The organism is Arthrobacter sp. C152 (assembly GCF_054890965.1).
In genome coordinates this window covers 188,554-209,947 of the sequence record NZ_JBTZSU010000006.1, presented here as the reverse complement: position 1 = coordinate 209,947, position 21,394 = coordinate 188,554, and the positions used below count along the sequence as shown (strand labels likewise).

Sequence of the window (21,394 nt, the reverse complement as noted above, 5' to 3'; positions counted from 1 at the left end):
CGCCGAGCCCGACGCCTACTGCCACGTCGACCACGACGGCTTCGCCGAGCCCGACCCCTACGTCGCCCGCGACTGTCCTGCCAACGGTCGAAACTGTAGGGTTCTCTGGCTCCGGGGATGTCTCAGATGATGCCGCCATCTGGGTTAACGCCCAGGATCCAAGCAACAGCGCCGTGATTGCCGACGACAAGGCCAGCAGCGGCGGCGGCATAGGGGTGTTCGGGATGGACGGACGCCTCATCCAGTTCCGTGCGGACGGGATGATCGGAAACGTTGACCTGCGGCCAGGGTTCCCGCTGGCCGGAAGATCGGTAGTCCTGGTGGGAGCCAACAACCGGACGAACAGTACGCTGGATCTCTACACTCTGGACACCAGCGCCAGAACCCTTTCGCCCGTTGCGGCACGCGCTATTGCCACCACCTCACCCAACTACGGGTTCTGCATGTACCGCAGCAACGTCAGCGGCAAGTTCTACGGGTTCGTCACACCCTATTCATCAGGATCAGCGCAGGAATTTGAGCTGAAGGACAATGGTGCAGGGCTAGTGGATGCAGTTCTTGTACGCACTATTTCGGTGGCCAGCACAACCGAAAGCTGTGTTGCCGACGACGAGCTGGGATACGTCTACTTCGGCGAGGAAGACGTTGCGATCTGGAAGTACGGGGCCGAGCCTGGTGCAGGGGAGTCCCGGGTGGCCGTCGACAAGGTAGGGGCAGGCCATCTGGTAGCAGACATTGAAGGCATGAGCATCGAGTACGGCTCAAACGGCGGCGGCCACCTCTTCGTGTCAAGCCAAGGGGACTCCACCATCTGTGCCTATGACAGGGCGGGCAGTAATACCTTCCTGAAGAAGTTCACCGTAGGAGCCAACGGCACGATCGATGCGGTCACAGCTACGGACGGTGTGGATGTCACCGCCAAGAACGTTGGTTCTCAATTCCCTTACGGTTTGTTGGTAGTGCATGACGACGTTAACACCGGCGGCACTACGTCCAACCTGAAGTACGTCCCGCTGGAACACGTCTTTCCATAGGAGCATCCGGACCACGCAGCCTGTAGCACCGCCCGCACGTGGACGAGGGCCGAATATGACGCCAGATGAACGTGCGTGACCCCCCGTTTCCGCTTCATTGAACGGGTTTGGGCCACTCCCTATGGTGAAACAATGACTAGTTCCAAGCCCGGGATGACCCGCATCGTGGCAGGCGAAAGCGCGGTTCCCAAGCGCAAGCGTGCCATCGAGGCCGCCCTGGCCATCGGGCTGGTCCTCTTGATCGCCGTCGGGGCCATTGTGGCCTCGAACGTCTCCCGCAACACCGAGGCCCAGGCGGCGGAGCCCAGCCCTGCGGCCGAGCTGAAGCTTGGCTACTTCGGCAACGTCACGCACGCCCCCGCCCTGGTGGGCATCACAAAAGGACTCCTGCAGCAGGCCCTCGGCAGCACAAAGCTGAGCACCGAAACGTTCAACGCCGGCCCGGCCGCCATCGAGGCGCTCAACGCCGGTGCCATCGACGCCGCCTACATCGGCCCCAACCCGGCCATCAACTCCTTCGCCAAGAGCCAGGGCCAGTCCGTCCGGGTCATCGCGGGGGCCGCTGCCGGCGGCGCCCAGCTGGTGGTCAGGCCCGGCATCACCTCCGCAGCGGACCTGAAGGGCAAGACCCTCGCATCCCCGCAGCTCGGCGGAACCCAGGACGTCGCGCTCCGCGCCTGGCTGTCCTCGCAGGGCTACCGGACGGACGTCAACGGCAGCGGCGACGTCGCCATCAACCCCACGGACAACGCCCAGACCCTGAAGCTGTTCCAGGACGGAAAGCTCGACGGCGCGTGGCTGCCTGAGCCGTGGGCGTCACGGCTGGTGCTCCAGGCCGGAGCCAAGGTCCTGGTGGACGAAAAGGACCTCTGGGACGGCACCGGAACCGGCAAGCCCGGCGAGTTCCCCACCACCATCCTGATCGTGAACCAGAAGTTCGCCGCCGACCACCCGGACACGGTGAAGGCACTGCTGAAAGGCAACGCGGCGTCCGTGGCGTGGCTCAACTCGGCGCCCGCCGACGAGAAGGCCGGCGTGATCAACTCCGCGCTGAAGGAAACCGCCGGCGCGGCCCTGCCCGCCGACGTCCTGGACCGGTCGCTGGCCAATATCACCTTCACCCTGGACCCCCTTGCGGGCAGCTACCCGAAGCTGCTGCAGGACGGCGTGGATGCCGGCACCACCAAAAAGGCCGACCTCAACGGACTCTTTGACCTCCGGGCACTCAACGACATCACGGGCACCAGCAAGATCCCGGCAGCCGGCCTCGGCCAGGACTGACCCCACCCTCTACCTAAGGACGGCACCATGCCAGTCGTACTGGAACACCTGGGCAAGCGCTTCGGCGACGGCGCCCCGGTACTGGACGACGTCAACGCCAACATCGAACGCGGCGAGTTCGTCGCCCTCCTCGGTGCCTCCGGCTGCGGCAAGTCCACCCTCCTGAACATCATCGCGGGGCTGGAAGCGCCGACGTCGGGCGCCCTGGAAGTGCCCAGCGACGGTGCCGCGTTCATGTTCCAGGACGCCGCCCTGTTCCCGTGGCTGACGGCCCGGGAGAACATCGAACTGGCCCTGAAGCTGCGCGGCGTGGGCAAGGCCGAACGCCGCGCCAAGGCCCAGGAACTGCTGGAACTGGTGCATCTGGGCGCGGCAGGGGACAAGCGCCCGCACGAGCTCTCCGGCGGCATGCGCCAGCGCGTGTCCCTGGCCCGTTCCCTCGCCCAGGACCGGCAGCTGCTGCTCATGGATGAGCCGTTTGCCGCACTCGATGCCATCACCCGCGACCTGCTGCACGACGAGCTTGAGCGCATCTGGAAGGAAACCGGACGCACCATCGTCTTCGTCACCCACAACGTCCGCGAAGCCGTCCGGCTGGGCCAGCGCGTGCTGCTGCTGTCCTCCCGTCCTGGCCGCGTGGTCCAGGAGTGGGCTGTCACCGAGGAACACCGAACCGACGCCGGGCTCGCCGGCCAGCTGACCGGGGTCATCACCGCCCGGCTGCGGGAGGAGATTCGCCGCCATGCCAAGTAACCCCACCCCCGTCGTCGAGGAGAAGCCGGTGGCCGAGCCTGTCGAAACCGGGCCCGCCGAAGCCCGCGAGCACGTCCACGCCGCCCTGACCCGGACGTCCACCGGCCACGAGGACCTGCGGGAACTCGAGTCCGGCCTGGACTCCCTGCAGTCGGACGCCGTCCGCAAGCACCGGATCGACTGGACCCGGATCCTGCTGCCGATCGCGGCCCTGGTGGTCCTGGTGCTGGTCTGGCAGTTCTACGTCTCGCTAGGGTTCAAGCGCCGCGACCAGGTTCCCGGGCCCCTTGATGTGGTCAACCAGCTGGCTGTCCTCTGGGGCGAAGACAAAGTCCAGGAGTCGGTGTGGACCTCGCTGCAGCGCGGCATCGTCGGCTTCGTCATCAGCGTTGCCATTGCCACCCCGGTGGGCCTGCTGCTGGCGCAGGTTGCCCCGCTGCGCCGCGCCTTCGGCCCGCTGATCTCCGGCCTTCAGGTGCTGCCGTCCGTGGCCTGGGTGCCGGCGGCCATCATCTGGTTCGGCCTGAGCGACGCGACCGTCTATTTCGTGGTGTTCATGGGCGCCATCCCGTCCATCATCAATGGCCTCATTTCCGGCGTGGACCAGATCCCGCCGCAGTACCGCCGGGTGGGAACTGTTCTTGGCGCCTCGCGGCTGCAGATGGCGCTGCAGGTCATCCTTCCGGCCGCGCTGCCCGGCTACCTCGGCGGCCTCAAGCAGGGCTGGGCCTTCTCCTGGCGGTCGCTCATGGCCGCGGAAATCATCGCCGTGGGCGGCACCATCGGCTTCGGCCTGGGCTCGCTGCTGGACCAGGGCCGGCAGCTGTCCGACATGGCGGTGGTCATGGCCGCGATCCTGCTGATCCTCGCGGTCGGCATCCTGATCGAGCTGCTGGTCTTCGGGCCCATCGAGAAGCGGCTTCTGCGCCGCCGCGGCCTGCTGGCCGGCAGCACGCGCTGACCCGGCCCCGCACTCAACCCCTGCACGAGCCCGACGGCGACCTCCCGCCGTCGGGCTCTGCCGTTCCCGCGCGCCTTCCGCGGCGGTCCCGGGGCCTCGCCGGCGCCAGCACCCCTTTGTGACGCAGCGTTACCTTACGTGAACTGGTGTTGCTCGGCCGTTGTTGACGATTGTGACGCGGCCCTACCGTTGATTCATGGCAATTCAGGATATTTACCCCACGGCGCTGCGGCTGCTCGGCCGCCCCGTGCTGGTGGTCGGCGGCGGCCCGGTCGCTGCCCGCCGTGCCAAGGGGCTGCTCGACGCCGGTGCCGTGGTCACCGTCGTGGCCCCGGTTGCCTCGTCCGCGCTCCAGGAGATGGCCGACGCCGGCCTGCTCACCTGGGCAGCCCGGGCCTATGACTCCAAGGATGTCGACGGCGTCTGGTTCGTCCAGACCGCCACCGGCGATCCCGGGGTGGACGCCCGGGTATCGGCCGACGCCGAGGCGCAGCGCGTCTGGTGCGTCAACGCCTCCGACCACGAAGCCTCCGCCGCCTGGACGCCCGCCGTCGCCGAGGTGGACGACGTCAAGATCGCCGTCAACGCCGGGGGAGACCCGCGCCGCGCCATGGCCGTGCGCGACGCCGTCGCCACCGCCCTCGAAACCGGCGACCTGCCCCTCCGCCGCCGCCGTGCCCACCGCGGATCCGTTGCCCTCGTCGGCGGCGGCCCCGGCGATACCGGGCTCATCACCGTCCGCGGCCGCCGGCTGCTGGGCCAGGCCGACGTCGTCGTCGCCGATCGGCTCGGCCCCCGCGAACTCCTGAACGAACTCGCCCCCGACGTCCGCGTCATCGAGGTCGGCAAGACCCCCGGACACCACCCCGTCCCGCAGGCGGAGATCAACCGCATCCTCGTCGAGGAAGCCCTCGAGGGGCACCGCGTGGTCCGGCTCAAGGGCGGCGATCCCTACGTCCTGGGCCGCGGCGGCGAGGAAGCCGAATACTGCCGCCAGCACGGAGTCGAGGTCGAGGTGGTCTCCGGTGTCACGTCCGCCATCTCCGTTCCCGCGGCCGCCGGAATCCCCGTCACGCACCGCGGCCTGGCCAAGGGCTTCAGCGTGGTCACCGGCCACGAGGAGCTCTCGGAGGTCCCGGCCCGCGCCGACCACACCATCGTCCTGCTCATGGGCGTCGGCCAGCTGCGCGAATCCGCGTCCGCGCTGGGCGAAGCCGGCCTGCCCGCCGGCACCCCTGTTGGTATCGTGGAAAACGGCTATTTGCCCAACCAGCGCGTCACCATCGGCACCCTCGGTTCCATCGCCGACCAGGCCGAGGCGGCCGGCGTCGCAAATCCTGCCGTGATTGTCATCGGTGATGTGGTGCGCGTGAGCCCGTTCGCGCCGCCGCACTTCAAGACCGCTGACTACAGCACCACCACCCCCAATAAGCCCCGCAAGACCGCCCTCACCACCTGAAACCCATCGATTGCTCCGTAACTGCCGTTATGAGCCTTCAAAACGGCAGTTACTCAGCAATCGATGCAGAAGCAAAGGAACACAGCCGTGTCATCAAGCACTACCGTAGGTTCTGCCGAACGCCCGCTGCGCGTCGCCGTCGTGGGCTCCGGCCCGGCCGGCGTCTACGCCGCGGACATCCTCACCAAGAGCGAGGCCGTCAAGAGCGGCGAGCTGACCGTGAGCATCGACCTCTTTGACCGCTACCCGGCACCCTACGGCCTGATCCGCTACGGCGTCGCCCCGGACCACCCCCGCATCAAGGGCATCGTCAACGCCCTGCACAAGGTCCTGGACCGCGGCGACATCCGCTTCTTCGGCAACGTGGACTACGGCACGGACCTCACCATCGAGGACCTGCGCCAGCACTACGACGCCGTCATCTTCGCCACCGGCGCCATCAAGGACGCGGACCTGAACATCCCCGGCATCGAGCTCGAGGGTTCCTTCGGCGGCGCCGACTTCGTCTCCTGGTACGACGGCCACCCGGACGTGCCGCGCGAGTGGCCGCTGGACGCCAAGGAAATCGCCGTCCTGGGTAACGGCAACGTGGCCCTGGACGTGGCCCGGGTCCTGTCCAAGCACGCCGACGACCTGCTCACCACCGAGATCCCGGAGAACGTCTACGCGGGCCTGAAGAACTCGCCCGTGACCGACGTGCACGTCTTCGGCCGCCGCGGCCCGGCCCAGGTCAAGTTCACCCCCCTGGAGCTGCGCGAGCTGTCCCACTCCAAGGACGTGGACATCATCCTGTACCCGGAGGACTTCGAGTTCGACGAGGAATCGGACCGCCAGATCCAGAGCAACAACCAGACCAAGACCATGGTCGGCACGCTCACCAACTGGATCGCCGAGCAGCCCGAGGACCTCTCCGAGCTCAAGGCCTCCCGCCGGCTGCACCTGCACTTCCTGCACAGCCCGGTGGAGATCTACGACGACGCCGAGACCCCCGGCAAGGTGGCCGGCATCAAGTTCGAGCGCACCGAGCTGGACGGCACCGGCAACGCCCGCGGCACCGGTGAGTTCGTGGACTACCCGGTCCAGGCCGTGTACCGCGCCATCGGCTACTTCGGCTCCGCCCTGCCGGACGTCGAGTTTGACCACAAGAAGGGCGTCGTGACGAACGACGGCGGCCGCGTCCTGGACGCCGACGGCCAGCACGTGCCGGGCCTCTACGCCACCGGCTGGATCAAGCGCGGACCCGTCGGCCTGATCGGCCACACCAAGGGCGACGCCCTGGAGACCGTGACCTACCTCCTCGAAGACCGCGAAAACCTCCCGGTTGCCGAGGCACCCGCCGAGGACGCCGTCGTCGAACTCCTCGACGCCCGCGGCGTGAAGTTCACCAGCTGGGAAGGCTGGCTGGCCCTGGACGCGCACGAGCTCGCCCTCGGCGCGGCCGCCACCGAGGCCGGCGGCTCGCACGGCGTCGAGGTCAAGCGTGAGCGCATCAAGGTGGTGCCGCGCGAGGACATGGTCGCCATCTCCCGCGACGGCGTGGCCGCGCAGGTCTAACGGCCCTCAAACAACAGGGAGCCGCGGAACCATTGGGGTTCCGCGGTTCCCTGCTTTTAACCCCGGCGCGCTATTTTCCTGCGCCGCCCGCCGCCATGAGCTCCAGCCGCCGCAGGGTCTCCCGGTTGCGTGCCGAAATCACGGGGTCGCGGAGGAACCTGGGAACCAGCTTGCCCGGCCCCTTGATGGCGTCCTCGGCGATGGTCACTTTGCAGCCATCTCCAAGTTGCTCAAGGGTGATGTCCACCTTGGCCTCGCCCATCGGCCAGCCCCGGGCGACGAGTTCCAGCGAGCGGCCGGGCTGGACGGCGGTCACTTTGGTGCTGTCGTCGATCACCAGCGGCCAGGCCCCCACGGAATGGTGCAGCCGGGCACCCACCTGCGGCCATTCGGCATCCACGTCCCGGATCCGCGACGCGCCCACCACCCACCCGGAATACAGCCAGCCGTCGGCAATGACGCGCCAGACGTCGGCCGCCGGTGAATTGAACTGCTGCGAAACGGTGGACATCGTGTTCCTTCCGGTTGCGGTAGTGCTTTCCTGGCCCGGGTGCGTTTGCTCACCCGGGCGGTGTACGACGGCGGGAGGTGCGGGCCGCTGGGGGCTACATGCGGCCGAACCGGGCACGGATCAGGGCGAAGATGCCGTAGGCGATGAAACCCGCGCCGATGGCCACCAGGACATAGGGGCCGAGCGGATGGTCCCGCAGGGCCTTGAGGCTGCCGTCCAGCCCCGTGGATTCGTCCGGCCGGTGCTTCGCGGCCGCGACCACGAACAGCAGCCCGGTGAGGTTCAATGCCACGCCCTTGGCCACGTGTCCCGTCACCCCGAGGCCGTCGATGAACCTGCCCCGCCGGGTGCCGTCGAAATGGTAGAGCTCCTCCTTGAAGCCGCGGCGGAACCCTTTGAGTACGAAGTAGATGCCAATGCCCAGGACGGTCAGGCCCAGCCCCACGAGCGCCCACACGCCAAAAGCGCTGTCCATCAGCCGCTCGCTGAAATCCCGGGTGCTGTCGCCGGAATCGCTGCGCATTCCCAGCGCGAAGTTGGCGAAGGTCAGCCCCACGCTGCCGTAGGCGATGGCCAGGAACCCGGACGAGACCAGCTTGGCGAGCCGCTCCTTGCGGGGCTTGCCCCGCATCCGAAGGGTGGCCTCGCTGGCCTGCCACAAAGCCAGCCCGAAGCAGGACACCACGCACGCCCACATCACCGCCGGCCCCCACGGGTTGTCCGCCAGCTGCGCGATGGCGCCGGTAGGCTCGGCCTCGCCGGGATGACCCAAAGCGATGGCGATTGCAATGGCGCCGACAATGATGTGCAGCAGCGCCATGACGGCGAATCCGGCCCGGGCCAGGACGTCCAGGATCTTGTGGTTGGACGCCTCCTCGACGGCGTCCGCCGCCTGGCTGAGCATGGATTCGCCTTCGGACACGGTTCAGCCGTTCATGGGCCCCTCGGCCCGCAGCTTCTCCGCGCCGGGCCCCTCCACATGCACGGTGCAACGGACCACGAGCCGGCCCGGGGCGTTGTCCAGCTCCACCAGGGAGTCGTCCCCGCTGAGGACCGTGAACACTTCGGAGCCCGCAACCACGCCCACACCCTTGGCCTTCGCTGTCTCGGAGGCGTTCCCGAACGCCTCGCGCTGCAGGCCTTCCACGTAGTTTCCGTCGTCTTCACGGGCCGGGTCCCCGAAGGCCCAGCCGAACAATGTCCCTGTCATTCCCATGGCGACGATATTACGCGGTCGGCCCCGTTCGAGACGGGCTTTCTTAACATTAGTAAGTGTGCTTACCATGGGCTGCACCATACCTTGATGGGACTCGGCAAGTGAAGCCCGCGCAGGCGGCAATCGGAAAAGTTCACAACGTTAGGAATGCACATCATGGCAGGAAATCTCATCGCCCGTTCGGTTCACGACCTGACGGCAGCGGCATGGTTCGGCGGATCCCTGATGGGCGCCATCGGCTTGAACGGGGCAGCGGCACAGGCCAAGGACCCCACTGAGCGCACCCGGCTTTCCAGCGCCGGCTGGATGAAGTGGGCGCCGTTCCAGACCGCGGCGTTCGCGTCCCACCTTGTGGCGGACCTCGCCATCGCCTGGGAAAACAAGGGCCGCATCGCCAAGCAGGAAGGCGTGGCACGCGACACCGTCATCAAGACGGCCGTAACGGTGGCGGGCGCCGCGGTGACCCTCTACTCCGGCATGCTGGGCAAGAAGGTGGAGAAGCTTGCCGGCGAAGGCGCGGAGGGGGCCACCGAGCCGCATGCCGCAGCCTCGGACGAGCTGAAGGCCGCGCAGCAGCAGCTCAAGATGCTGCAGTGGGTGATCCCGGGCTTCGCCGCGCTGGTGATCATCCTGGGCGCCAAGCACGGCGAGATGCAGCGGCCCAAGAACGTGTTCGCGGGCCTGCGCCGCGAGTAGGGCATGCAGTAGGAACAGGGCGTACGACGGCGGTTCGGCACCTTGGGTGCCGGACCGCCGTCGCGCTGTGTGGCCGCGGAAGACCCGGGTCCGGACCCTAGACAGGCTGGGTGTTGGCCGGCGGCAGGTCCGGGTTCATGTCCTTCAGGTTCGGGTCTTCTGCCGTCCAGACCTGGATGATGGCCCAGGCCACCGCGGCCAGCGGAACGGACAGCACGGCCCCCACGATCCCGGCCAGGATGGTGCCGGCGGTCAGCGCCATCAGGATCACCAGGGCGTGCAGCTGCAGGGACTTGCCCATGACGACCGGCTGCAGCAGGTCGCCCTCGAGCTGGTTGACCGCGACGACGACGGCCACCACGATCAGTGCCACCACCGGCCCGTTCGCCACAAGCGCCACGAGGGCGGCCAGGATGCCGGCGATGGTTGCGCCCACGAGCGGGATGAAGGCGGTGATGAAGACGATGATGGCGAGCGGGATGGCCAGCGGCACCTGCATGATCAGCAGGGCAGCGCCGATCGCCACCTTATCCACCAGGGCAACGATCGCCGTGCCGCGGACGTAGCCGCCCAGAACTTCAAGGGTGCGGCGTCCGGCGCGGCGGAGTTTGGCTTCGCGCTGCCCGGAGAAGGGGCGCAGGAGGAAGTTCCAGATCTTGGCGCCGTCCTTAAGGAAGAAGAACAGGATGACCACCATGAGGCTGGCCCCGGCAATGAACTCGGTGACCAGGGACAGTCCGGTGACGGCGCCGGAGCGGACCTGGCTGCTGGTGGCGAACTGCACCACGGCCCCGCGTGCCTGGTTGAGCTGCTCCTGCTCAATCGGCACCGGGCCCGTCAGGAGGAACCGCTCCAGCTCGTCGAGCCCGGACGAGGCCTGCGCGGCCAGTTCGCCCCACTGGTTGCGCACGGAGAAGTAGATCACGGTGGAGACGCCGGCCAGGATTACCAGCAACGCCACGAAGGCGAGGCCCGTGGCCAGTCCGCCCGGGATCCCGCGGCGCCGGAGCATGTTCACGAAGGGGCCGATGGCTGCGGCCAGGATCAGTGCGATCAGCGCGGGGATGACCAGCAGCTTGATCTGCATCAGGGCGAAAATGGACACCGCGACAACCAGTACCACCAGCAGGACCTGCGCCGCCCGGGTGCCTACACGGCCCAGCCCGTCGGACCAGAGTGCGGCCGGGGGCCTGGGGGCCGTTGCATGCGGTGCCGCGGTTTCGGACGCCGCAAGCCCCGCCGGCGGCCCCGCCGTGGATGTTGGCTGCGCCGTGGATGTTGGCTCCGCCGTGGGTTCGGGCCAGCCGGCCCGCTCTGGCCGGGAGGTGCGCGCTGGTCCCGACATGGGAACTCCTCAATCATCGGCGGCGGCTCCCCGGGAACGGACAGCACGAATACCTGTGTTAGATAGTAAGCCTACTGACTGGTTTCGCCGGATGTCACCGCCGCCAGCGAGGCGCATGTTCCGCCACGACGCGCATAACCATTCCCGCGGCGCATATTCCCCGGCGCACACCGAATATCGGGCGCGGCAGGGAATGTGCGCGTCGAATTTGGCGGGGCCTATTCGGCAAGCCACTCCGCGCACGAGTTCAGGTTCCGGTTCACGGTGGCGACCGCGGCCTCCTCATCCCGCCTCTGGATGGCTTCGAGCAACGCTTCATGCCCTTCGCGGGGCAGCCCGTTAAAGCCCGGGCGGGCATGCTGTGCCAGCAGGTCCTGGTGGAACACCGCGCCGAAGCTGGCGTAAAGCTCATGCAGCAGCGGGTTGGCCGACGCCTGGGCCACGCGGACATGGAAGCCCCAGTCGGCCCCCGCCCAGGCTTCGAAGTCCCCCATGTTCCAGGCCTGGTCCCTGACGGCGAGGAGCCCGCGCAGGGCCGCGACGTCGTCGTCCGTTGCGTGCCGGGCGGCCAGCCGGGCCGCCTGCGTGTCCAGCCCCAGCCGGACCTCAAGGATGTGCTGCTCGGTGTGGTCCTGGTACATCCGGCGGGCCGCGCCGGACATCTCGCTGGTGGCCCGCACATAGGTCCCGTCGCCGCGGCGGACCTCCAGCATCCCGCCGTGGGCGAGGGCCTTGACCGCCTCGCGGAGGGTGCCGCGGGACACGCCCAGCCGGGCCATCAACTCGGGCTCGGACGGGATCCGCTGGTTCAGCGGCCACTCGCCCGAATGGACCATTTCCCGCAGCTTGGCGGTGACTTCATCGGCCAGCGGAGGCCGGACGGACGGACTCAAGGTCATCTACTTCCCTCCCGTGAAAGCGCGGCCGGTGAGCAGGTGCGCCACCGCGATCTGGACCACGGCCAGCACCAGAAGCAGGGCCAGGGGCAGGGTCCAGCCCCCGGTGGCGCTGTGCATCAGGCCCATGCCGAACGGCCCCGCCGTGGCCAGCAGGTAGCCGGAGGACTGGGCCAGCGTGGACAGTGCGGTGGTTTCGGCGGTGCTCGTTCCGCTGCGGCTGATCATCACCATCACCAGCGGGAAGATGCCCAGCCCGAAACCCATCAGGACGGCCGGGACAACAGCCAGGACCGTGGGGAGAAGGAGCAGCGCCGCGATGCCCGCCACCATGGTGATGCTCACCAGGTAGAACGCCGGGCGCAGCATCCGGGGACGGGATCCGATCGCGATCAGCACCATGCCGGCCGGTACCGACACCAGCTGCATCACGCCGAACATCAGCCCGCTGTCCGAGGCGCTCATGCCCATGGTGGTGAGCATGTACGGGAACCAGCTCAGCAGGGCGTACGCGAGCAGGGCCTGCAGGGTGAAGATCGCGGTCAGCAGCAGGCCCTTGCGAGTGCGCAGCAGCGGCCAGGGGGACACATGTCCCGCCGCGGTCCGGACCGTGTTGCGGTGGGCATGCAGCGCCACGGGCAGGAAGCCCAGCAGCGCCGCGACGGCCGCGATGCCCACGGCGCCCACGGCGGCGGACGGCGAGCCCAGCGCGTGGGCCAGCGGCACGACGGCCACGGACGTCAGGGTGCCGCCGGTGGTCATGGTCAAGGTGTAGACGGCGGTCATGAGCGACGTGCGGGCGGCGAAGTATTCGCGGATGAAGGACGGCATGGCCACGTTGCAGACGGCCAGCCCGGACATGCCCACCACGCTGCCGGCAACCAGCATCCCGGTGGCGGGGATGCCCCGCAGCAGGAGTCCGCCTGCCAGCATGGCCAGTGCCAGGAGGATCGCCTTTTCGACGCCGAGCTTCCCGGTGAGCCACGACGTGGTGGCTCCGGCGACGGCGAAGCACAGGGTGGGGATGGAGGGGATAATCGCCGCCACCAGGGCGCCGTAGCCCAGCACCTCCTGCAGGTCGTGCAGCAGTGCCGAGGCGCCCGTGATCCCGGCGCGCAGGTTCAGCCCGATCAGCACCAGGGCGATGACGCCGAACACGACGGCGGAGCGCGGCCGGGCAGGTGCCGGTGCCGGTGCCGTTGCGGAAGCGGGGGCGGCGGCCGGCGCCGCTGCCGGGCCGGTGGCTGTGCGGCTGGGGGAGGGTGGGGTGGCGGGCATACCATCCAGCTTAAAGGTTAGACGTTTGATGTTTGCGCTTTTGTGGCCAACCTCTCCCGGCGTGCCCGGCCCGGGGAATAGACTGCCAACGGGCCGGCGGCAGGCGTGGTCCGGACACGGCGGACACGCGGAAGGATGGCTGTGGAGGCTTCCGAGGGACTCGAGATCGAGAAGAAGTACGACGTCGGCGCCGGCGCCACGGTGCCGGCGCTGGAGAACGCGCAGGGGGTGGCGCGGGTGGGCAAGCCCCATACCGATGTCCTGGAAGCGGTCTACTTCGATACCGACCGGCAGGTCCTGGCGGGCCGGCGCATCACGCTGCGGCGCCGGACCGGAGGCAAGGATGCCGGATGGCACCTGAAGCTGCCGCCCCACGCTGCCGTCCCCGGTGACGTGCCCCGGCGGAGGGAAATGCACGCACCCCTGGGCAGGCCCGACGTCGTGCCGGACAGCCTGCTCACCCACCTGCAGGCCTACCTGCGCGGCGCGGTCCCAGTTCCAGTGGTCCGGCTGCAGACCCGCCGCACCACGTATCCGCTCTACGCCGACGACGGCGTGCACCTCGCCGACCTCGCCGACGACCAGGTCACCGCCGAGCGGCTCGAAGGCGGCAAAGCGCAGCCGGCCGGGGAACGGCAGCAGTGGCGCGAATGGGAACTGGAACTGGTCCACGGGGAGCCCGGCCTCTTCACGCCGGTGGAGGAACTGCTGACCGCCGCCGGGGCGCGGCCCGCCGGCCACGCCTCCAAACTCGCCCGCGCCCTGGGCGCGGGCAAGCCGCCGAAGAAGCCTGCCGCCGAAGGCTTCCCGGCTGCCGGGGACGAAAGCAGCCGCCCCCTCCTTGCCGGAAAGCGTGCCCCGGCCGCCGCCGTCGTCACCGTGTACGTGGCCGGGCAACTGGAGGAGATCCTCGCCAGGGACGCCGCGGCCCGGCTGGAGGATGCCGACGCCGTCCACGACATGCGCTCCGCGGCCCGCCGCATCCGGTCCGTCCTGGCAGCGTACGCCAAGCTTTACCGTGCCTCCCCGGTGCGGCGGCTGCGCGACGAGCTGCAGTGGCTGGGCAGGGTGCTCGGCCAGCCCCGCGACGCCCACGTCCTGCGGGAGGACCTGCGCGGCCAGCTGGGTGAACTGCCGCCCGGGGATGGCGCAGCCGCCGCCACGGAACGGCTGCAGCGGCGCACCGGCGAGGATTTCGACGCCGCATACCGCCTCCTCCAGGACGCGCTCGCCTCCGAACGCTACTTCAGGCTCCTGGACAAACTGGAGGATTTCCGCGACAACCCGCCCGTGCGCGCCGAAGCCGTGGCACCGGGGCAGCGGGCGTCCGCGAAGGCCGTGGACAAGGCCGCCAAGCGGCTCCGGCGCTCGCAGAAGGCTGCCAGGGACGCCCGGCGCGGCACCGACCAGGACCGCGCCCTGCACCAGGTCCGCAAGGACGCCAAACGGCTGCGCCATGTGGCCGAATCCGCAGCCTTGGTCCGGGCCAAGCGCGCCGGCAAGGTGGCCAAGGCGGCACAGCGGCAGCAAAAGATCCTGGGCCGCTTCCAGGACGCCGTGGTGGCCCGCACCCTCCTGTCCGACATTGCCGCGGAGCACACCGAACCGGCCACCGCCGCCGTGTATGCCGGCCTGCTGGACCGGCAGGAGGAACGGATGCTCGAAGCCCGCGCCAAGTACCGGAAAGCCCGGAAGAAGTCGCGGGCACTGCTGCGCGGCGGGGTCCTCTGACTCCCGCTCCCGGCCCTTACTTGCCCTGCCGCGCCGACAGCCTGGCCACGGCCAGAGCCAGCCACAGCTGCACCCGGTCCGCGGTGACCGAGGGGTCGTACCCGGTCAGTTCGGTGATCTGCGCCAGCCGGTACCGCACGGTATTGCGGTGCAGCGTGAGCTCCTCCGCCACCGCCGCCACAGAGCCGTTGTTGTTCAGGTAGCTCTCCAGCGTGGTCATCAGCTCGGCCCCGTGCGCGGCGTCGAAGCTCCGCAGCGGGTTCAGCGACTCGTGGGCCATGTCCGCCAGCGGCACATCCTCGCTGGCGAGCAGCAGCGAGGTCAGGCTCAGCCGCTCCGGCTCGTTGACCGGCAGGCCGTGGCTGGCCGCGTCCCGCGCCTCGAAGTAGCTCCACCGCAGCCCGTTCGGCTTGGTGTAGGCGCCGCCGATGCCGATCGTCGCATGGATCCCCGCCTCCGCAAGGTGGTCGCTCAGCTTCCGTGCCAGCGCAGGCGCCGCCCCGCCGTCGTCATTGACCACCAGCACCAGGTCCTTGCCCACGACGGCGGCCACGGACTTCTCCAGTTCGTGCGGCACCGACGTGCTGCCCAAGGCCTTTCCGTGCGCCGCCGAAACCGCCAGCAGCACCACGTTCTTGCGGGTGCTGTTCACGCCCACGCCCGCCAGCCGGCGCTGCGCCTCGCTGGTCTCCAGCGCCCCGTGGATCACGTCCTCCAGCACCTGCCCGCACAGGGCGCGCTGGGCCTGGCGCTGCTTGACCATGTTGTTCAGCTCCACGCTGATCAGGTTCTGGGCGTAGCCGATGATGCCCGTGTCCTCGAACGGCTGCCGGACCCACAGGGTGCAGGCGTCACGCCGGCCGGTGGGCACCGGGTAGCTGGACCAGGTGTCCGCGGAGGGGTGGCTGGTGCTGCTGTTGTACAGCTGCGCCGTGAACTGGGTCAGCGCAACGTCGGTACGCAGCATCCCGCCCAGGTTCTTCAGCAGCTCGGCCAGGCCGCCGCCGGTCAGCAGGGCCCTTGCCAGCACCTGGTGCCCCGCGATCAGCCGCTCCAGTTTGGCGTAGTGGTCCGCCGACTGGGCGTCCGCCACCAGCTTGGTGATGGCGATGAACGGGGTTTCGTACGGCACCTCCACCACCGGCAGGCCCCAGCGGTTGGCCTCGGCCAGCAGGGCCGGCGGCACCGCCTCATGCGAAAGCCCGATGCCGAACCCGATGCCCACCGCGCCGGCCCGCTGTACCTGCCGGACAAAACGCCGCTGCTCAGGGGCGGACCGCAGCCGCAGGCCGGTGGTGAGGACCAGTTCCCCGCCGTTGAGGAACCGCTGCGGATCCTCCAACTCGGTCACCGCCACCCAGTTGATGTCCTGGTGCCAGGTGGTCTCCGCGATGCCCGCCTTTGACAGGTGGAGCGAGGTCACGCCCACCAGGGCGGCAAGGGAAATGGCCATAAGGCAAGGATAAACGTGAGCTGGGCAACCGCACTAAACCCTGTCCGCAAGGGTGTGCAGGTGGCTATTCACCATGGCCTGGTGCTGGCATAGGCTCAAGGCAGTTCCATCCACCCGCCCTGGTCCATTCGCTCTGGTGCCGATGGCTCCAATGAAAGAGGTTGCACACCGTGGTCCAAACCTTGCAGAACTTCATCAACGGGAAGTTCGTGACCCCCGCCGGCACCGTTCTGCTGGATGTGGTTAACCCCGCCACCGGCGACGTCGTGGCGCAGTCACCCGTGTCCGTGCAGGCCGACGTGGATGCCGCCATGGACGCAGCGAAGGACGCCTTCAAGACCTGGAAGCACACCACCCCGGGCCAGCGCCAGCTGATGCTGCTCAAGCTCGCCGACGCCATCGAGGCCAACAGCGACGAACTCGTCGAGGCCCAGCACCGCAACACCGGCCAGGTCCGCTCCCTCATCGCCTCCGAGGAAGTCGCCGCCGGCGCCGACCAGCTGCGCTTCTTCGCCGGTGCCGCCCGCATCCTGGAAGGCAAGTCAGCCGGTGAGTACTTCGAGGGCCACACCTCCTACGTCCGCCGTGAACCCATCGGTGTCGTGGCCCAGGTGGCCCCCTGGAACTACCCGTTCCTGATGGCCATCTGGAAGATCGGCCCCGCCCTGGCAGCCGGCAACACCGTGGTCCTCAAGCCCTCCGACACCACCCCCGAATCCACCCTGGTGCTGGCCCGGCTCGCCGGGGACATCTTCCCCGCCGGCGTCCTGAACGTGGTGCTGGGCACCGGCGAAACCGGGGCCATGATGGTGGAGCACAAGGTCCCGGGGCTGGTTTCCATCACCGGCTCCGTCCGCGCCGGCATCGCCGTCGCCTCCGGCGCCGCCAAGGGCCTCAAGCGCGCCCACCTGGAGCTCGGCGGCAAGGCTCCGGCCATCGTCTTCAAGGACGCCGACATCAAGAAGAGCGCCGCGGCCATCGCCGAATTCGCGTTCTTCAACGCCGGCCAGGACTGCACCGCCATCACCCGGGTGCTCGTGGAGGAGTCCGTGCACGACGACGTCGTGGCCGCCATGGTGGAGCACACCCGGACCCTGCACACCGGCTCGCAGAACGACGAGGACAACTACTTCGGCCCGCTGAACAACATCAACCACTTCAATGCCGTGACCTCGGTCGTGGAGAACCTGCCCGCGAACTGCCGGATCGAAACCGGCGGCCACCGGGCGGGGGAGAAGGGCTTCTTCTTCGAACCCACCATCGTCACCGGCGCCAAGCAGACCGACGACATCGTGCAGAAGGAGACCTTCGGCCCCGTCATCACGGTGCAGAAATTCAGCACCGAGGAAGAGGCCGTGGCCATGGCCAACGACGTCGACTACGCCCTGGCCTCAAGCGTCTGGACCACCAACCACGGCACCGCCATGCGCCTGAGCCGCGACTTGGACTTCGGCGCCGTGTGGATCAACACGCACATCCTCCTCACCGCCGAAATGCCCCACGGCGGCTTCAAGCAGTCCGGCTACGGCAAGGACCTCTCCATGTACGGCGTGGAGGACTACACGCGCATCAAGCACGTCATGTCCGCCCTCGACGCCTGAGTATTTCCCACCACCAGCACTGAAAGTAACCCCATGACCACCACCGCATCAGACCTCACCTTCCGCCTCGAGCAGAAGCGCCGTGTCCAGGCCGACTTCCCCGGCCCCAAGTCCGTGGCCCTGACCGAACGCCGCAAGTCGGTCGTCGCCGCCGGCGTCGCCTCCAGCGTCCCGGTCTACGTCGCCGACGCCGACGGCGGCATCATCCAGGACGTCGACGGCAACTCGTTCATCGACCTCGGCTCGGGCATCGCCGTGACCAGCGTGGGCGCCTCCGATCCCGCCGTCGTGGGTGCCGTGAAGGAAGCCGTGGAGCACTTCACCCACACCTGCTTCATGGTCACCCCGTACGAGGGCTACGTGGCCGTCGCCGAACAGCTGAACCGCCTCACCCCGGGCGACCACGAAAAGCGCACCGTCCTCTTCAACTCCGGCGCCGAGGCAGTGGAGAACGCCATCAAGGTTGCCCGCCTGGCCACCGGCCGGGACGCCGTCGTCGCCTTCGACCACGCCTACCACGGCCGCACCAACCTCACCATGGCGCTGACCGCGAAGGCCATGCCGTACAAGACCAACTTCGGCCCGTTCGCGCCCGAGGTCTACCGGATGCCGATGAGCTACCCGTACCGTGAAGAGAACCCGGAAATCACCGGTGCCGAGGCCGCCAAGCGCGCCATCACCATGATCGAGAAGCAGATCGGCGGAGACCAGGTCGCCGCGATCATCATCGAGCCCATCCAGGGTGAGGGCGGCTTCATCGTCCCGGCCGAGGGCTTCCTGCCCGCGCTGGCCGCCTGGGCCAAGGACAAGGGCATCGTCTTCATCGCCGATGAAGTGCAGTCCGGCTTCTGCCGCACCGGCGAATGGTTCGCCGTCAACCACGAGGGCATCGTCCCGGACATCATGACCATGGCCAAAGGCATCGCTGGCGGCATGCCGCTGTCCGCCATCACCGGCCGCGCCGACCTGCTCGACGCCGTCCACCCCGGCGGCCTGGGCGGCACCTACGGCGGCAACCCGGTGGCCTGCGCCGCCGCGCTGGCGTCCATCAACTCCATGCAGGAGTACGACCTCAACGGCCGCGCCCGCCACATCGAGTCCGTGGCCACCGCCCGCCTGCGCGAACTGCAGACCGAACTGGCCGCCGACGGTACCGGCGTTATCGGTGACGTCCGCGGCCGCGGCGCCATGCTCGCCGTCGAACTCGTCCAGGCCGGTTCCAAGGAACCGAACCCCGACCTGACCAAGGCTGTTGCCGCCGCCTGCCTGAAGGAGGGCGTCATCATCCTCACTTGCGGCACCTACGGCAACGTGATCCGCCTGCTGCCTCCGCTGGTCATCACCGACGAACTCCTGGCCGACGGCCTGGAGGTCCTCGCCGCCGCCATCAAGGCACACGCCTAAACCGGAACGACTCCCTCCGGCAACGCCATGAAGGTGGGCACCGCAGCTGCGGTGCCCACCTTCATGGGTTAAGCGGGGAGCCCTAAGCGGGCCGGCGCAGCGCCGCCTTGCGGGCCGCAGAATTCCTGCGCGCCGTCCCCAGCATGTCCAGGGTCAGCATCAGCAGGGCCAGCCACACCACCCCGAAACCGATCCAGCGCGCCACGGTCATGGTTTCGCCGAACACGAGCAGCGCCACCAGGAACTGCAGCACCGGCGCGAAGTACTGCAGCAGGCCGATCGTGGTCATCGGCAGCCGCCGGGCGGAGGCGCCGAAGAACACGAGCGGGACGGCGGTGATCACGCCCGAGGCCACCAGCAGCCAGAAATGCCCGGGGCCCTGGGACACCAGCGTGGACGTGCCGGAAGCGCCCAGCACCACCATCGCCACGGCCGCCAGCGGCGCGAGCACCATGGTCTCCACGCTGAGGCTGGTGACGGCGTCCACCTTCGGGCCCACCCGCTTCTTGACGAAGCCGTAGAGGCCGAAGCTAAAGGCCAGCGTCAGCGCGATCCACGGCAGCTGCCCGTAGGAATAAGTCAGGACACCCACCGCCACGAAACCGATGCCGACGGCGGCCCACTGCAGCGGGCGCAGCCGCTCCTTCAGCACGAACACCCCCAGCAGCACCGAGACGAGCGGGTTGATGAAGTAGCCCAGCGAGGTTTCCACGGCCTGACCGGTGGTGACGCCGTACGTGTAGGTCAGCCAGTTGACGGCGATGAGGAACGCCGCCAGGGCGAGCGGGCCAAAGACGCGGCGGTCCTTCAGCGCTGCCGCCAGGATTCGCCAGCTCTTGGTCACCGTGATCAGGAGGGCGCAGAACAGCAGCGACCACACCACGCGGTTGGCAACGATCTCGACGGCGCCCGCCGGCATCAGGATGAAGAAGTACAGCGGGAGCAGCCCCCACAGGACGTACGCGCCGATGCCGAACAGCATGCCCGCCGTCGTGTCCCCGCCCACCTGTTTGGGTCCGGGCTGTCCTGCCGGCGCGGCTTCTCGAGTGGATATGGCTGTTGGGCTGGCGGCTGGGATTCCTTCGGGCGTAGGCACGGAACCCATAACACCAGCCGGCGGGCAGGTATTCCGGTCGGGCACGCGGCAATCGGCAAATTAGTCAGTAGGCTTGCTTTCATGACACGTGCCCTCACCCCGGAATGCGCCCCATGAGGCTCCGGCGCAGCAACGCCTCCGGCCGGGGCTACCGCAGGATTGCCGCCGGCAAAGGCTTCAGTTACCGGGACCTGGACGGCTCCACCCTGCCCCCGGGGCCGGTCCGCGACCGCCTGGAAAGCATCGGCATTCCGCCGGCGTGGACCGACGTGTGGATTGCCCCGTTCGAGAACGGCCACATCCAGGCCACGGGCCTGGACGCCGTGGGCCGCCGCCAGTACATCTACCACCCGGAGTGGCGCGAACGTAAGGACAGGGTGAAGTTCGACCGGTCCCTGCAGCTCGCCGAATCGCTGCCTGCCGCGCGCCGCCTCGTCACCATGGACCTGCGCAGCGAAGGCTTCAGCCGCGAACGCGTCCTGGCCGGGGCCTTCCGGATGCTGGACAGCGGGTCCCTGCGGGTGGGATCGGAACGGTACACCAACGAGAACGGCAGCCGCGGCCTGGCCACCCTCCTGTGTGCCCACGTGACCGTGCGCAAGGACCGGATCATGCTGCGCTTCCCCGCCAAGAGCGGCAAGGACTGGGAATCGGAAATCCGCGACGCCGACCTCGCCGCGCTCCTGCGCCAGCTCAAGCGGCGCGGGCCCAACGCGCGGCTGCTGGCGTACAAGGACGGCCGCCACTGGCGCCCGGTCACCAGCGCCGACATCAACGCCTATGTCAAGGAACGGACCGGATCCGACTTCACGGCCAAGGACTTCCGCACCCTGCGCGGGACGGTGGCGGCCGCGGCCAGCCTGGCCCGGACCGGCGCGCAGCGGACGGCCGCCAAACGCAAGCGGGCCATCAGCCGCGCCATGTTCGAGGCCGCGGAAACGCTGGGCAACACGCCCTCCATCGCCCGCAAAAGCTACGTGGACCCGCGGGTGGTGGACCACTACCACGCCGGGGAAACCATCGACCCGAAACGCATCGACTCGGCCGAAGCCGAACTCCGCGCCCTCCTCTACCGGGAAGGCAAGGTGGTCTCCCTGGCCGCCAACTAGGATGGCCGCCAACTAG

The 21,394-nt window shown here is 68.7% G+C and carries 19 protein-coding genes; 11 read left to right on the top strand and 8 right to left on the bottom strand.

The annotated features are described in order from the left end of the window. The 6 genes from ACYSM9_RS06795 to ACYSM9_RS06770 all read left to right on the top strand — a co-directional run. Positions 1 to 1,034, top strand: a 1,034-nt coding sequence (locus ACYSM9_RS06795) for a phytase (protein ID WP_461856216.1), incomplete at its 5' end; no start/stop codon positions are given. 153 nt (positions 1,035 to 1,187) lie between these two features. Continuing rightward, positions 1,188 to 2,315, top strand: coding sequence for an ABC transporter substrate-binding protein (locus ACYSM9_RS06790; protein ID WP_461856222.1), 1,128 nt, complete (start codon positions 1,188 to 1,190; stop codon positions 2,313 to 2,315). Between the two features lie 27 nt (positions 2,316 to 2,342). Then, positions 2,343 to 3,068, top strand: coding sequence for an ABC transporter ATP-binding protein (locus ACYSM9_RS06785; RefSeq protein ID WP_461856215.1), 726 nt, complete (start codon positions 2,343 to 2,345; stop codon positions 3,066 to 3,068). Continuing rightward, on the top strand, positions 3,058 to 4,029 hold the full coding sequence (locus ACYSM9_RS06780; protein WP_461856214.1) for an ABC transporter permease: 972 nt from the start codon (positions 3,058 to 3,060) through the stop codon (positions 4,027 to 4,029). Before ACYSM9_RS06785 ends, ACYSM9_RS06780 begins: the two co-directional genes overlap by 11 nt. Positions 4,030 to 4,225: 196 nt before the next feature. Further along, positions 4,226 to 5,488 (top strand): uroporphyrinogen-III C-methyltransferase, encoded by a 1,263-nt coding sequence (gene cobA, locus ACYSM9_RS06775; RefSeq protein ID WP_461856213.1) that lies wholly within the window; start codon positions 4,226 to 4,228, stop codon positions 5,486 to 5,488. A gap of 87 nt (positions 5,489 to 5,575) precedes the next feature. Next, positions 5,576 to 7,042, top strand: a complete 1,467-nt coding sequence (locus tag ACYSM9_RS06770; protein ID WP_461856212.1) for an FAD-dependent oxidoreductase — start codon at positions 5,576 to 5,578, stop codon at positions 7,040 to 7,042. A gap of 70 nt (positions 7,043 to 7,112) precedes the next feature. On the opposite strand, the gene ACYSM9_RS06765 is transcribed toward ACYSM9_RS06770, so the two are convergent. From ACYSM9_RS06765 to ACYSM9_RS06755, 3 genes are all read right to left on the bottom strand, one after another. Further along, a complete protein-coding gene (locus tag ACYSM9_RS06765) occupies positions 7,113 to 7,553 on the bottom strand; it encodes an SRPBCC family protein (RefSeq protein ID WP_461856211.1) in 441 nt (146 codons plus the stop codon). 94 nt (positions 7,554 to 7,647) lie between these two features. After that, a complete protein-coding gene (locus ACYSM9_RS06760) occupies positions 7,648 to 8,475 on the bottom strand; it encodes a DUF1206 domain-containing protein (RefSeq protein ID WP_461856210.1) in 828 nt (275 codons plus the stop codon). A 3-nt stretch (positions 8,476 to 8,478) separates the two neighbouring features. After that, a complete protein-coding gene (locus tag ACYSM9_RS06755; RefSeq protein ID WP_461856209.1) occupies positions 8,479 to 8,769 on the bottom strand; it encodes a hypothetical protein in 291 nt (96 codons plus the stop codon). A 156-nt stretch (positions 8,770 to 8,925) separates the two neighbouring features. Here ACYSM9_RS06755 and ACYSM9_RS06750 point away from each other — a divergent pair, with 156 nt between their 5' ends. After that, the gene (locus ACYSM9_RS06750; protein WP_461856208.1) at positions 8,926 to 9,465 is read left to right on the top strand and encodes a hypothetical protein; all 540 of its coding nucleotides are present in this window, start codon (positions 8,926 to 8,928) and stop codon (positions 9,463 to 9,465) included. A gap of 97 nt (positions 9,466 to 9,562) precedes the next feature. Here the strand turns inward: ACYSM9_RS06750 and ACYSM9_RS06745 are convergent, their stop codons facing one another. The 3 genes from ACYSM9_RS06745 to ACYSM9_RS06735 all read right to left on the bottom strand — a co-directional run bounded on the left by ACYSM9_RS06745 (position 9,563) and on the right by ACYSM9_RS06735 (position 12,984). Continuing rightward, on the bottom strand, positions 9,563 to 10,810 hold the full coding sequence (locus tag ACYSM9_RS06745; protein WP_461856207.1) for an AI-2E family transporter: 1,248 nt from the start codon (positions 10,808 to 10,810) through the stop codon (positions 9,563 to 9,565). Between the two features lie 218 nt (positions 10,811 to 11,028). Next, a complete protein-coding gene (locus ACYSM9_RS06740; RefSeq protein ID WP_461856206.1) occupies positions 11,029 to 11,709 on the bottom strand; it encodes a FadR/GntR family transcriptional regulator in 681 nt (226 codons plus the stop codon). Then, positions 11,710 to 12,984 carry an MFS transporter gene (locus ACYSM9_RS06735; RefSeq protein WP_461856205.1) on the bottom strand — a complete coding sequence of 425 codons (1,275 nt, stop codon included), beginning with the start codon at positions 12,982 to 12,984 and terminating at the stop codon, positions 11,710 to 11,712. Positions 12,985 to 13,125: 141 nt separating this feature from the next. On the opposite strand from ACYSM9_RS06735, the gene ACYSM9_RS06730 reads away from it, so the two are divergent. Continuing rightward, positions 13,126 to 14,715, top strand: coding sequence for a CYTH and CHAD domain-containing protein (locus ACYSM9_RS06730; RefSeq protein WP_461856204.1), 1,590 nt, complete (start codon positions 13,126 to 13,128; stop codon positions 14,713 to 14,715). A 16-nt stretch (positions 14,716 to 14,731) separates the two neighbouring features. Here the strand turns inward: ACYSM9_RS06730 and ACYSM9_RS06725 are convergent, their stop codons facing one another. After that, positions 14,732 to 16,168, bottom strand: coding sequence for a PucR family transcriptional regulator (locus ACYSM9_RS06725; protein WP_461856203.1), 1,437 nt, complete (start codon positions 16,166 to 16,168; stop codon positions 14,732 to 14,734). A 170-nt stretch (positions 16,169 to 16,338) separates the two neighbouring features. Between ACYSM9_RS06725 and ACYSM9_RS06720 the strand changes: the two genes are divergently transcribed. Continuing rightward, positions 16,339 to 17,769 (top strand): aminobutyraldehyde dehydrogenase, encoded by a 1,431-nt coding sequence (locus ACYSM9_RS06720; protein ID WP_461856202.1) that lies wholly within the window; start codon positions 16,339 to 16,341, stop codon positions 17,767 to 17,769. A 33-nt stretch (positions 17,770 to 17,802) separates the two neighbouring features. Further along, complete coding sequence (gabT, locus tag ACYSM9_RS06715) at positions 17,803 to 19,173, top strand: 4-aminobutyrate--2-oxoglutarate transaminase (protein WP_461856201.1); 1,371 nt, start codon at positions 17,803 to 17,805, stop codon at positions 19,171 to 19,173. Between the two features lie 82 nt (positions 19,174 to 19,255). Here gabT and rarD read toward each other — a convergent pair whose 3' ends face one another. Next, complete coding sequence (gene rarD / locus ACYSM9_RS06710) at positions 19,256 to 20,278, bottom strand: EamA family transporter RarD (RefSeq protein WP_461856200.1); 1,023 nt, start codon at positions 20,276 to 20,278, stop codon at positions 19,256 to 19,258. Positions 20,279 to 20,382: 104 nt separating this feature from the next. Between rarD and ACYSM9_RS06705 the strand changes: the two genes are divergently transcribed. After that, a complete protein-coding gene (locus ACYSM9_RS06705; protein WP_461856199.1) occupies positions 20,383 to 21,378 on the top strand; it encodes a DNA topoisomerase IB in 996 nt (331 codons plus the stop codon). Positions 21,379 to 21,394 lie beyond the last annotated feature (16 nt).

Coding starts and splice junctions, on each gene's coding strand:
- ACYSM9_RS06780 (WP_461856214.1), top strand. CDS start 3,058: ATGCCAAGTAACCCCACCCCCGTCGTCGAGGAGAAGCCGGTGGCCGAG.
- ACYSM9_RS06785 (WP_461856215.1), top strand. CDS start 2,343: ATGCCAGTCGTACTGGAACACCTGGGCAAGCGCTTCGGCGACGGCGCC.
- cobA (WP_461856213.1), top strand. CDS start 4,226: ATGGCAATTCAGGATATTTACCCCACGGCGCTGCGGCTGCTCGGCCGC.
- ACYSM9_RS06745 (WP_461856207.1), bottom strand. CDS start 10,810: ATGTCGGGACCAGCGCGCACCTCCCGGCCAGAGCGGGCCGGCTGGCCC.
- ACYSM9_RS06725 (WP_461856203.1), bottom strand. CDS start 16,168: ATGGCCATTTCCCTTGCCGCCCTGGTGGGCGTGACCTCGCTCCACCTG.
- ACYSM9_RS06790 (WP_461856222.1), top strand. CDS start 1,188: ATGACCCGCATCGTGGCAGGCGAAAGCGCGGTTCCCAAGCGCAAGCGT.
- ACYSM9_RS06735 (WP_461856205.1), bottom strand. CDS start 12,984: ATGCCCGCCACCCCACCCTCCCCCAGCCGCACAGCCACCGGCCCGGCA.
- ACYSM9_RS06755 (WP_461856209.1), bottom strand. CDS start 8,769: ATGGGAATGACAGGGACATTGTTCGGCTGGGCCTTCGGGGACCCGGCC.
- ACYSM9_RS06705 (WP_461856199.1), top strand. CDS start 20,383: ATGAGGCTCCGGCGCAGCAACGCCTCCGGCCGGGGCTACCGCAGGATT.
- ACYSM9_RS06740 (WP_461856206.1), bottom strand. CDS start 11,709: ATGACCTTGAGTCCGTCCGTCCGGCCTCCGCTGGCCGATGAAGTCACC.
- ACYSM9_RS06750 (WP_461856208.1), top strand. CDS start 8,926: ATGGCAGGAAATCTCATCGCCCGTTCGGTTCACGACCTGACGGCAGCG.
- rarD (WP_461856200.1), bottom strand. CDS start 20,278: ATGGGTTCCGTGCCTACGCCCGAAGGAATCCCAGCCGCCAGCCCAACA.
- gabT (WP_461856201.1), top strand. CDS start 17,803: ATGACCACCACCGCATCAGACCTCACCTTCCGCCTCGAGCAGAAGCGC.
- ACYSM9_RS06765 (WP_461856211.1), bottom strand. CDS start 7,553: ATGTCCACCGTTTCGCAGCAGTTCAATTCACCGGCGGCCGACGTCTGG.